This is a genomic window from Solibacillus sp. FSL W8-0372 (assembly GCF_037969735.1).
Classification (GTDB): Bacteria; Bacillota; Bacilli; order Bacillales_A; family Planococcaceae; genus Solibacillus; species Solibacillus faecavium.
The window spans coordinates 1,701,386-1,714,077 of record NZ_CP150204.1; the positions used below are offsets into that span (position 1 = coordinate 1,701,386).

At 37.3% G+C, this 12,692-nt stretch carries 7 protein-coding genes; 5 read left to right on the top strand and 2 right to left on the bottom strand.

Going from position 1 to position 12,692, the window contains the following annotated elements:
- Nucleotides 1-9: 9 nt before the first annotated feature.
- Complete coding sequence (yfkAB, locus tag MKY13_RS08405; protein ID WP_191699077.1) at nt 10-1,125, bottom strand: radical SAM/CxCxxxxC motif protein YfkAB; 1,116 nt, start codon at nt 1,123-1,125, stop codon at nt 10-12.
- Nucleotides 1,126-1,286: 161 nt separating this feature from the next.
- Nucleotides 1,287-3,221: a right-handed parallel beta-helix repeat-containing protein gene (locus tag MKY13_RS08410; protein WP_191699076.1), complete on the bottom strand. Its 1,935-nt coding sequence runs from the start codon at nt 3,219-3,221 to the stop codon at nt 1,287-1,289.
- A 278-nt stretch (nt 3,222-3,499) separates the two neighbouring features.
- Between MKY13_RS08410 and MKY13_RS08415 the strand changes: the two genes are divergently transcribed.
- The 5 genes from MKY13_RS08415 to MKY13_RS08435 all read left to right on the top strand — a co-directional run bounded on the left by MKY13_RS08415 (nt 3,500) and on the right by MKY13_RS08435 (nt 12,598).
- Nucleotides 3,500-4,618, top strand: a complete 1,119-nt coding sequence (locus MKY13_RS08415) for an AAA family ATPase (RefSeq protein ID WP_339216470.1) — start codon at nt 3,500-3,502, stop codon at nt 4,616-4,618.
- Nucleotides 4,619-4,645: 27 nt separating this feature from the next.
- Complete coding sequence (locus tag MKY13_RS08420) at nt 4,646-5,995, top strand: VWA domain-containing protein (protein ID WP_191699074.1); 1,350 nt, start codon at nt 4,646-4,648, stop codon at nt 5,993-5,995.
- Nucleotides 5,996-6,122: 127 nt separating this feature from the next.
- Nucleotides 6,123-6,953, top strand: a complete 831-nt coding sequence (locus tag MKY13_RS08425) for a DUF2785 domain-containing protein (protein WP_318245184.1) — start codon at nt 6,123-6,125, stop codon at nt 6,951-6,953.
- 312 nt (nt 6,954-7,265) lie between these two features.
- A complete protein-coding gene (gene acnA, locus MKY13_RS08430) occupies nt 7,266-9,962 on the top strand; it encodes an aconitate hydratase AcnA (protein ID WP_191699072.1) in 2,697 nt (898 codons plus the stop codon).
- A 470-nt stretch (nt 9,963-10,432) separates the two neighbouring features.
- Nucleotides 10,433-12,598: a 5'-nucleotidase C-terminal domain-containing protein gene (locus MKY13_RS08435; RefSeq protein ID WP_191699071.1), complete on the top strand. Its 2,166-nt coding sequence runs from the start codon at nt 10,433-10,435 to the stop codon at nt 12,596-12,598.
- Nucleotides 12,599-12,692 lie beyond the last annotated feature (94 nt).

The following is a 12,692-nucleotide window of genomic DNA, read 5'->3' on the forward strand; positions in this document are numbered from 1 at the left end:
ACGACTCTGTTATTTTACTGAACCACTAATAAATTGTTCGTCCTGATAATACATGTTTTTAACGAGCACATTAGGGCCGAGGCATTTTACAGCAGGGCAGTGGCAGTTAAGGCTTTTCGCCAAATCTGTTTCAAGCCATTTATCAAAAATTACCGGTAACGAATCGGACGTAATATTGCCTAATGCCGGTGTATCTCCAAAGTCTGTTACGATAACGTCACCTGTGAAAATATTAATATTTAAACGAGAACGTCCGTCCGGGTCATTACGCATTGTTACATTTGGAGTGTTGCGTAAACGGTCCAGTAATTTTTGGTCTTCCTCGGTTTTACTGCAAGGGTAAAAGGGAAGAGTTCCAAACAGCATCCAAGTATTTTCATCGCGAATATCTAGTAAATGATGAATCGCTTCACGCGTTTCCTCAAGTGATAATGAAGTTAAGGCACTGGCGAAATCTGATGGATACATTGGGTGGATTTCATGACGCGCACATTTCATTTCCTCTACAATTTGCTTGTGGATATGGTCTAAGTAAGGCAATGTTTTTTTGTTCAACATCGTTTCAGCCGATACCATGACCCCATTTTCAGCAAGCATTTTAGAGTTATCAATCATACGCTGAAATAAAGCAGCACGCTGATCAAATGTTGGTTTCCGTTCCATCATGGCAAAGCCAGTTTCAACGAATTCCTCAATTGTACCCCAGTTATGCGAAATATGTAGTACATCCAGATATGGTGCAATTTCCAGGTAACGCTCACCATCAATGGTTAAATTGGAGTTCATTTGTGTACGGACACCGCGGCTATGCGCATATTTTAAAAGCGGTAAAACATACTCACGTACAGATTTACGTGACATCATTGGTTCTCCGCCTGTGATTGAGATTGTTTGAAGATGAGGAATCTCATCTAAACGCTTTAAAATTAAATCGATTGGTAAAGCATCGGGATCTTTAGTCTGCAATGTATAGCCGACTGCGCAGTGTGCACAGCGCATGTTGCATAATGTAGTGGTAGTGAATTCAATATTCGATAAAGTCAACTTACCATGTTTTTCGATATCCATATAGGCTTCCCATGGGTCGTAGCTTGTCGTAATACTTTGTTTTTCTAATGTAGTCATTTTAGTTCGATACTTCCTTTCCAACAATTTATTTTCTCATAAATTATTTGAGATGCAACCTAAAACCTTATTTAACTTGGATTTATTCTGAAAGATCGAGCACCTAAAAAGCATCAACAAAAAACTACCTGACGTTTATTAACATACAGGTAGCATAATATTTAGCTTATCTCATCCATGTTGTAAGTAATTTGACTGTTGTTCTCACTGTAAAATTTCGAACCAAACGAATTGTCTACCATTGTTTCAGCGAGATAAATTTTAGAAAAGTTAACTGCCTGAATATTAAAGTTGAACTTTGCATTTTGAATGATGCAGTTTGAAGCATGCAATACGGAGTTGTTTTGCACATAAATATCCGATTCACGACCTTCAGTTAGTTGTGTTGCTTTCAGTTCAACGGTAGATTCCGAGTCAATCCATATTTGCGGATAACCATGATTGGAAATGAATGAATCCTGAATCAATGCCTCGGCATGATTTTTAATAATAAAGCCATTCCGATCGCCTTCGAGCAGTTCACTATTTTTGAAAATAATCGAACTATCATTGACAATTACCTGTGGCATTTTATGCGAGGAAATTTGACTTTCAATAATATTCACCGATGTATCTTTCATCGCTATTATTCCGTTCGTTTGCCCGTCAATGATTTTGGAGTTTTGGATAGTGGCATTAATATGATCAATCATTTCTATTTGGGCTCCGGTTCCATCCTTAATGACAGAATCGATAATGTCCAATTGGCAATGGTCAATAACAAAAATACTTTTTCCACCCGTTAATTCACTGTGACTAATATGAATCGTGCTGTCGTTTTTCCCGGCAATATGCGCCAAATCGTTATGATTAAATTGGCAGTTATCCAACGTCGCCTTGGCATTATTAACGGCAAATAACCCATTCCCATTATTATGGTGAATTGTTGTATTCAACAGAAACATTTCTGCTTCGATTACCGTAAGTGCCGCATTTTTATGGCCTGTAATCGTACTGGATACAATGGAACAAGAAGACCCTTTCTCCGCAAAGACTCCAATTTGCTTTCCATCCTCAATCGTTACACTTTTTAATGTACAGATCGAATTTTCCGTGATGAAAAGTTGCGGTAGGACATTATGTGCAAATAACGTATCGGTAAAGTTGGCAATTGATTTTTCCTTTAATTGAATTCCAACTCCCTGACTATTGAGTACTTCGCTATTTGTCATATTCAACAAAGATTCGAATGTCAGTTGCACATTGGCTATTTTATGAAATGAAAGCAGCGTATCGGAAATCGTTGCTTCCGCATATTCCCGCAACATAATACCCGATTCACTTCCATGTTGTATTTGACACTCGCTAATGTTCAAGGAACTTTTTTGAATCCATAATTGGGGAAGGGTATGATGATGAACTGTAGTTTGAGCGAGATGAATTATCGAATTTTCGGATGCATATATCCCGTTACCTTCGCCTTGCTTAATTTCACTTTCTTTTATATCCAATAGCGAATGGTCCTGTATGACTATTTGTGTACCTGAATGGTGATGGACTTTTACATTATTTAAATAGGTCTTTGAATTCGTTTTAGCCCATATAGCTTGATTTCCTTTTGAAAGCTCACAATTTTCCAGATGGGCAGTGGAGTTTTCCAAGAGTATATGCACTTTTTTGTTTTGTTCAAAATGGCAGTATTCGAAATGTGCTTTACTGTTGGAAATGAGGGTTATGCCAATATCCGGGGCATCTCTGAAATGAGTTTTCTCACAATGTGCATAGCCGCCCTTCATAGCGATTAGGACGTTTGTTAGACCACCCTGAATAACACAGTTCTTTAAAATTAATTGACCTTCCACAAAAATTTGCGACGTAGGTTGAATGGTCATGTTTTCAAAAGTAACAACAGCCGATTTAGCGATAAGTATCGCCCCTTCTACGACAACGGTTCCTGCATTTTTAGCAGTGATTGTTCTGCTATCTAGGAAAGCTAACGTCTCTTTATATTTGCCGGCATTTACGACGATTATGTCGTCATTTGTTGCCTTTTGAACAGCTCGGCTGATTGTTTTCACCGTTGAAAAAAATGAAGTAGACACTTTTACTATCACCATACGATTCCTCCTGCAAAACATGCTATATGTAATATGTTCACGTAAAATAATGAAAATAATCATTTAATTTAAAAATTACATAAAAAAATTTTGAGTTGCTACTATTTAAAATAGTATAAAACGGCTTGAATTATTCCTCTAATTAAATGAAAGACCTGTCAAATACAAGAAATAGGTTTAAAAATCACTTAGGAAGTGAAAATTTATAGGAAGAGAAATACATCATACATAAATTCCATACATTGCAGATTTCTTAGTAGAAGAAAAGGGAGTGTAATATGGTAAAACAACTACAAATTGTCCAACAACAATTAAATGAATGTTTTTATGATCGGGAAGAAGAAGTCGAGGCATTATTAATTGCACTTTTATCTAAACAACATGTGTTATTTATAGGTCCAGCGGGTACAGGTAAGAGTGTGCTATCGTCAATGCTTGGCTCCATTGTCGATGGAAGCTGTTACTTTCAGCATTTGCTGACACCTTTCAGTACACCTGAAGAGTTATTTGGCGTGCTGTCATTGAAGGATTTGGAACAGGGAATTTATAGACGGAATGTAACCAATATGCTACCGGAAGCGCATTTTGCATTTATCGACGAAATTTTTAAAGCAAATTCAGCTATATTAAATTCGTTGCTTACACTAATTAATGAGCGTGTTTATTATAACAATGGAGTTCCAATTCCTTCACCGCTTTTAACAATTGTAGGCTCCTCCAATGAATATATAGAAGAAGGAGAAGGTCTGGAAGCGTTATTTGATCGATTCCTGCTTCGCTATGAAGTCGATTATATTCGTAATGAGGACTCTTTCATCTCCATGTTGAAGGATCAAAATGAAAAAAATGTTACAAAAATATCACTGGAAGAGCTTTATGAACACCAGCAACAAGTAGCGAATATTGACGTTTCGGACGGCATTCTTAAAATGATTGCTAAAATTCGTCAAGCACTAAAAGACGAGGGAATAAGACCTTCTGATCGCCGGTTTAAACAGTCCCTGTCCATCTTAAGGGCGAAAGCTTACTTAGCTGGAAGAACAGAAGTTATCCGAGAAGATTTAGCGATTATGGCGAATGTTTTATGGGAAACAAGCGATCAAAAAAGCACGGCGAAAGAAATTATTCATGAGATTGCCTTTGATACAGTAGATGCGTTTATTCACCGTACGACAGCTGAATTCGAAACGATTATGCTGACTGCACAAACTACATTACTTCATAGGACACCTATAGCACGAACAGAACTTAGCCAATTATTAATGCAGGGGAAATCATTGTTTATGGAAGTACAAAACATGAATCGCCAAATACCTAATCGGCCCGAATTACAAAGTTTAAAAACTGAAATGCATAAACAGTTGCTACGGATTACGTCGGATGTTATCGGGTTTTAAATTATGCTTTAAGGTGGTGAACGATGCTTGAGAGATAACGTACTTGTATTTTATAGTCGATCTGTTTTCGACATCAGCGCGACTTATAAAGAACGTTTCAACGAGCTTTTAAAAATGGCGGCAAGGTTAAAAGACAGCTGTTTAGCAGGAGAAAGAAAAGTTGCCGGCTTTACTAATTTAATTGGGGATTGTTGGTATGCCTTTTATCATAACGAGCCAATCTTAAAAGGAAATATCAATCGTGTTGATGATACACAATACGAATTTATCCGTCATTTACTGAAAAATGAGGAATACGTTCAATGGCACTCCTTAACACAGGGCGATGATTTATTAAGTGTCCTTACATCAATCAGTATTGCGGAACAGCTGCTTCAAAATTTAGAGCTGTTAAATAATGATACGTATGCTGTAAATTCCGGTCAGGAACTTGGTGCCAGTACAGCACAAATGAAAGCACATATTCGACAGCTTGGAGAAACCTCAATTAGTATGATGCTCCAAGAAAATAAAAAGAAAATCCGCAATACGAAAAAAGCTGTTCGAACAGTTGGTACAATGGATGGCAAAAAAATTGAAAATATTCCGTTGTCAGATCAATTTAAACTCGCTTCAGTCATCGGTCAGAGAAAGGAACTGCAACGCATTGCAGACTTAGTTGGTCGTTTTAAAAAAATCGCCATGAAAAAACAAAAGATGAAAAATCAGCGAAATATGGAATTTCGAAATATTTCAACCGGGCATGAAGTGTCGCGAATACTACCACTCGAATTAGCCAATTATATGATGAGGCCAAGTAAGCTGGATTTTTTAAAACGACTAAGTGAACAGCAGACCTTCGTATTTGGTACGAAAGGGAAAGCACGTAAAGGGAAGGGACCCATTATTGTCTGTATTGATGAAAGCAGTTCCATGACAGCGATAAAAGAGCAGAGCAAAGCATTTTGTATTGCGCTGTTAACAATCGCTAAAAAGCAAAAGAGAGATTTTGCCATTGTTCCATTTGCTACAAATATAGGAGAAGTTGTCTTTTTTAGAAAAGGTCAAGCGACTACCGACGATTTAATCCAATTCAGCAATAGCTTCTTAGGTGGCGGTACGAATTACGAGTTACCTCTTCGTGAATCGTTAAATATTTTATTGAAAAGTGAGTTCAATAAAGCGGATCTATTGTTTGTTACGGATGGTTCGAGTTTTTTGCCAACAAGATTTGTCGAAGAATTTAATCACTTAAAAAAGAAAAAACAATTCGAATGTACAGCTGTTGTTTTAACAAATTTATTTAATGCAATTGATTTAAATGTCGTCCAGAAATTTTCAGATCGTGTCATTGAAGTAAATGAACTATTTGAAGCTGGTGATGCGTTCGTTCTATAGGTGCAAATTGGTATTGAAAATCATCCCTTTCCAATTTTGCGTACGTTCTCCTAGTCAAAAAGCTTACCGTCTCTTACAATGGTATAGATAATAATGGGTATATGATTTAGGGGGCGTTTTTTTGTTAGTGGAAGATTATGATGAATTATTTGAAATGTCGGTAGATGAACGAAAACATTATATTCAGTTGAATCCTACCATTGTGGAAAATTTACTGGACGGAGTTGGCGAGGAAGATGCTGCCATTCGAGACCAGTACAATTATCGTTTGTTTATCCAACTTTTAACGGAAAATGCGCTAAGCGAAATGGTGATTAATCAATTTGTCGATCATCTTTTTGCGGATAAAGGTCTACTTGCCAATATTGGTGAAAGTGGGACAGGCGCGGTTTTTCAACGGTCATATTCTGCCCTGTATTTGGCGGCAATTGTAAATGCTGATAGACAACTTTCCTATTTAAATAAGGAACAATTGGAACAGATTACACAAAATGCGATTGATTTATTAACAAAGGAACAGGATTTACGCAGCTATGTTAATATCCAATCCGGTTGGGCGCATAGTGTTGCAAATGCGTGTGAGCTCTTATGTGCAATTATCGAACACCCCGAGTATTCAATTCGCTTTACTTTCCAAATTTTGCAGGCGATCCGTGCAAATCTATGGAAAGACTATGTATTCATTGATGATGAAGACGAACGTTTTTGCAATGTCATTAACGCCTTGATAGTAAAGGGTATTGAGGAAGATTTATTCATTGAATGGTTTGAACAGCTTTTTGACCAGCTAGAAGCATCTGCTTACGCGCAGGGGTATAGTGCACTTTGGTATAAAGCAAGAACTAATCAATTAAATTTAAGCAAAACACTTTACTTCTATTTGAAATTTGCAAATCGACATGAAAAGTTACGGAGTACCGTATCAATATTCATACAGCGGTGGATAAAGTTAGGTTAACTTTTGTTTTACTGCTATAATGAATTTTGTGGAAAAATGTTATGAAGCAATGAAAACTCTCCATCTAAATAGCATTTAATTTGAATAAGGAAATTGTTGGTAAGTATAGTGTGAGGCTAACTTTTTAACGACGTAGGAATTCTAAATAATATTGTAGAATAAATATGTATTTCCGATAGGTCATAATTAAAACTTATTGTAAAAGATAATAATAATGCAATTTACTTATGTATAATAATGCGTTATTATTGAATGTGGAGAAAAGAGCTTTATAACCTTTTCGATTATGAAAAAACTAGGGGGAACACAAAAATGGCAAACTTACACAACAGTCGTGCTTCATTTGAAGTGAACGGTAAGACTTACAACTACTACCGTTTAGCTGCTCTTGAAGAAGCTGGTATCGCAAAAATTTCACGCCTACCTTACTCAATTAAAGTATTATTAGAATCAGTATTACGTCAATATGACAACTATGTAATTAAAGAAGAGCACGTAAACGAATTAGCAAAATTCGGTTCTCACAACAAAGAAGCTGAAGTACCATTCAAGCCTTCACGCGTTGTATTACAAGATTTCACTGGTGTACCAGTAGTAGTTGACTTAGCTTCATTACGTTCTGCAATGAAAGAAATGGGTGGAGACCCAGCTAAAATCAACCCAGCTATCCCAGTTGACCTTGTAATTGACCACTCAGTACAAGTAGACAAATACGGTAACGCTGCAGCTTTACAAGCGAACATGGATTTAGAGTTCGAACGTAACGCTGAACGTTATAACTTCTTAAAATGGGCTCAAACTGCTTATGATAACTTCCGTGCTGTACCACCTGCAACAGGTATCGTACACCAAGTTAACTTAGAGTATTTAGCTCCAATCGTACACGTTAACGAAACAGAAGACGGTTTAATCGCATTCCCTGACTCAGTAGTAGGTACTGACTCTCACACAACTATGATCAACGGTATCGGTGTTCTAGGTTGGGGTGTTGGTGGTATCGAAGCTGAAGCTGGTATGTTAGGTCAACCATCTTACTTCCCAATTCCTGATGTTATCGGTGTTAAATTAGTTGGCGAATTACCAAACGGTACAACTGCAACTGACTTAGCATTAAAAGTAACACAAGTATTACGTGCTCGTGGTGTAGTAAACAAATTCGTTGAGTTCTTCGGACCTGGCGTACCTGCTTTACCACTTGCTGACCGTGCAACAATCTCTAACATGGCTCCGGAATATGGTGCTACTTGTGGTTTCTTCGCAGTTGACGAAGAATCATTAAACTACATGCGTTTAACTGGCCGTGACGAAGAGCACATTGCTGTTGTTGAAGCTTACTTAAAAGCTAACGACATGTTCTTTGATGCTGACTTAGAGCCAGTATACACAGACGTATTAGAAATTAACCTTGGGGATATCGAAGCTAACCTTTCTGGTCCTAAACGTCCACAAGATTTAATTCCTTTAACTGAAATGAAACGTGTTTACCGTGAATCAGTAGTAGCTCCACAAGGTACTCAAGGTTTCGGTTTAACTGAAGAAGAATTCTCTAAAACATCTACTGCTAAATTTGCAGAAGGTGACGTAGAAATTCCAGCAGGTGCTGTAGCAATCGCTGCAATCACTTCTTGTACAAACACTTCTAACCCATACGTATTATTAGCTGCTGGTTTAGTTGCTAAAAAAGCGGTTGAGTTAGGAATCAAACCTGCTAAGTGGGTTAAAACTTCTTTAGCACCAGGTTCTAAAGTAGTAACTGGTTACCTAGAAGAGTCAGGTTTACAAGACTACTTCGACCAAATCGGTTTCAACACTGTAGGTTACGGTTGTACAACATGTATCGGTAACTCAGGTCCGTTATTACCAGAATTAGAAGAAGCAATCAAATCAAACGATTTATTCGTAACTTCTGTATTATCAGGTAACCGTAACTTCGAAGGCCGTGTACACCCATTAGTAAAAGCTAACTTCTTAGCTTCACCACCATTAGTTGTTGCTTACGCTTTAGCTGGTACTGTAGATATCGACTTACAAAAAGACGCTATCGCACAAACTCCAGACGGTAAAGATGTATTCTTCGCTGACATCTGGCCATCAACTGAAGAAGTTAATGAAGTATTAAATAAAGTTGTTACTCGTGAATTATTCCAAAAAGAATACGAAACAGTATTCACTGCTAACGAAGCTTGGAATGCAATCGAAACTTCAACTGAAAACTTATATACTTTCGATGAAAAATCAACTTACATCCAAAACCCACCATTCTTCACTGGTCTTTCTAAAGAGCCAGGTGCTATCCAAACATTAGCTGGAATGCGTGTAATGGCTAAGTTCGGTGACTCTATCACTACTGACCATATCTCTCCTGCAGGTGCGATCGGTAAAGATACACCAGCTGGTAAGTATTTAATCGAAAACGGTGTTGCTATCCGTGACTTCAACTCTTACGGATCTCGTCGTGGTAACCACGAAGTAATGATGCGTGGTACATTCGCGAACATCCGTATCCGTAACCAAATCGCTCCAGGTACAGAAGGTGGTTTCACTACTTACTGGCCAACAGGCGAAGTTGAGTACATTTACGATGCTTGCATGAAGTACCAAGAACAAGGTACTGGCTTAGTAGTATTAGCTGGTAACGACTACGGTATGGGTTCATCTCGTGACTGGGCTGCTAAAGGTACATTCTTATTAGGCGTTAAAACTGTAATCGCACAATCTTATGAGCGTATTCACCGTTCTAACCTAGTAATGATGGGCGTATTACCATTACAATTTATGGCTGGCGAATCTGCTGATTCATTAGGATTAAAAGGTGACGAAACAATCGACGTTAACTTAACTGATGATGTTAAACCACGTGATATCCTAACAGTTACTGCAACTTCTCCAGAAGGTAAAGTAACTGAGTTCAAAGCATTAGCTCGTTTCGACTCAGAAGTAGAAGTAGACTACTACCGTCACGGTGGTATCCTACAAATGGTATTACGTGCTAAAGCTGCACAACAATAATACTGTTTAACATAAGTAGCACAAACCATGTATTTGGTTTGTGCTACTTTTTTTATGTTTGAAGTTGTGTCGAATATCGGAGAGAAACTGTCGAATAAGTTCGCTTAAGTGGCGAATAAAAATAGAAGTGACGAAAATAAGGTGCCAAGTGACGAATATGTTAAGTGGATTGACGATTAAGTTTGGCAAAGTGGCGAATAAATGGAATGAAGTGTCTATTATCAAAAAATATTGTCGAATAAAATTTCTCAAGATAAAAATACTAGCGTTGATTAAAATTCTCTCGAATCAGTAGATTCGTATAAACGCTTAAAATAATCCGATTTTGTTCGTATAAACCCAAACCTCAATATACATAAAGAACGCAATATTTTGTTAATTTTACATTAATTTTTCAGAAAATGTGGAAATTTCTATAATATTCAGCTACTATCAAAAAGGTAGGTAAAAATATTATTGGGGGTTTTTTTATGAAGAAAAAGAGAATGTATTCAGCAACAGCTTTAGCAGCATTTACTGCAGTAGCTGTTGGCGCAACAGGTGTTTTAGCAGAAGAAGCAATTTTTACAGATGTAAGTGCTAACCATCCATATGCGGATGGAATTAATGCATTAACAGCTGCAGGCGTTGTAAAAGGATTTGGCGATGGTACATTTAAACCAGATACAACTGTAACACGTGGGCAAGCAGCTAAGATGATTGCAGGCGCTTTAAAACTTGATACTACAAATGTAAAGAATCCTAATTTCAAAGATATCGAAACTTCAAATCAATATTACAACCAAATTGCTGCATTAGTGGCAACAGGCTTTGTAAATGGTTATGAGGACGGTACATTCCGTACAGCAGATAAAATTACACATAATCAATTTGCAAAAATTTTAACAAATGTTTCTGCCGTTTATCCGGTTGATGCAACAGCGTTATTAACAGAAGCAAAAGTAGTGTTCAATCCAACAAAACAACTTACGCGTGGAGAACTTTCTAGTGTATTAGCTACGATGTTAGCAGGTGCAACACCAGCTCCACAGCCAGAACCAACTCCAGAACCAGAAAATGATAACTACAAATTATCGATTATGCATGTAAACGACACACATGCACGTGTAGAAATGCTTCCAAAATTAATGACAGCGGTCAAAGAGTATCGTACAACAACGCCGGATTCATTACTTCTGCATGCTGGTGATATTTTCAGCGGTACACTTTACTTTAATGAGTTTGAGGGACAAGCAGATTTACCGTTATTAAATGCACTGAAATTTGATGCAATTACATTAGGAAACCATGAATTTGATTTAGGTTCTTCACCAGAGGGACATAAAGCATTGGTGGACTTCATTAAAGCAGCGCAGTTCCCGGTAGTGACGGCAAATGTTGATTTTTCTAAGGATGCATTATTTACTGGGTTATTCTCGGATTTAGTGTCAAGTGAGCCGGAGAACGGCAAAATCTATGCGGGTATGATTAAAGAAGTGAACGGTGAAAAAGTAGGTATTTTCGGTTTAACGACTGCTGAAACGGAAGATATCGCTTCACCAGGAAGTATTGCGTTTGAAAATTATATTGAAGAAGCGAAAAAAGCAGTAAAAGCATTTGAAGATAAAGGTGTAGACAAAATTATTGCCTTAACACATATCGGATTTGATGATAATCCTGCATATGATAATGATCAAATTCTAGCAAAATCAGTACCTGGAATTGATATTATCGTAGGTGGTCACTCACATACAGAGCTTAAAGAGCCATTCGTTGTGGATACGAATACAGTAGGCGAGAAAAAAGATGTAACATTAATTGTGCAAGCGAAAGAGTATGCTAGTTTCCTTGGTACATTGAATGTTGAATTCGACGAAAATGGTGTTATTGTTAAGCATGAAGGACAATTAGTTGAAATCGGTAAACTTGCTGATGATGCAGAAGGTTTAAAAATGTTAGCACCATTTAAAGAAAAAGTGGATGCTATTTCTTCAGCTGAAATTGGGGTTACATTAACGGAAGAGTTAGTAAGTCCACGTACTTCTGAAACTATTAAAACAGGTGTACGTAATAGCGAAACAGTTTTAGGAAACATTATTACAGACGGTATGCTTACAAAAGCGAAACAATATACGGATAAAAAAGTTATAATGGCAATGCAAAACGGTGGTGGTATTCGTTCTGCAATTCCAGCAGGTAATATTACAACTGGCCAAGTTATTACAGTGTTACCATTTGGTAATACGCTAGCATTGATGGATGTTACAGGTGCTGAGATAAAAGCTGCATTTGAACATGCTGTTAAAGATGCTCCAAAAGAAAGTGGCGGGTTCCTACACATTTCAGGTGCTAAGCTAGAGTACGATTCATCTAAAGAAGCTGGCTCTCGCGTAGTTTCAGTGAAATATTATGACGAAGCGACAAAAACGTATGTTGATGTAGCGGATAACGAAACTTACACAGTTGCAACAAATGCCTTTACTGCTAAAGGCGGCGATGGATTTGATATGTTCAAGAAGGCATATGAAGATGGCCGTGTAACTGACTTAGGCTTATCGGATTGGGAAAACTTAAAAGAACAACTTTTATCAATGAAAGAAATCAAGTATACAACAGAAGGTCGTATAGTAGATGTTGCGACAGTAGAAGCAAAATAATATTGAAATCGGAAAAATCACTAATTTGGGCGACCAATTTAGTGATTTTTTTTATTTTATTTTCAGCAATATTATTATGATAAATGAGCTATTA

Excerpts from the sequence above, each read along its gene's own strand:
- MKY13_RS08410 (WP_191699076.1), bottom strand. The coding sequence starts at position 3,221 with ATGGTGATAGTAAAAGTGTCTACTTCATTTTTTTCAACGGTGAAAACA.
- yfkAB (WP_191699077.1), bottom strand. The coding sequence starts at position 1,125 with ATGACTACATTAGAAAAACAAAGTATTACGACAAGCTACGACCCATGG.
- MKY13_RS08435 (WP_191699071.1), top strand. The coding sequence starts at position 10,433 with ATGAAGAAAAAGAGAATGTATTCAGCAACAGCTTTAGCAGCATTTACT.
- MKY13_RS08415 (WP_339216470.1), top strand. The coding sequence starts at position 3,500 with ATGGTAAAACAACTACAAATTGTCCAACAACAATTAAATGAATGTTTT.
- acnA (WP_191699072.1), top strand. The coding sequence starts at position 7,266 with ATGGCAAACTTACACAACAGTCGTGCTTCATTTGAAGTGAACGGTAAG.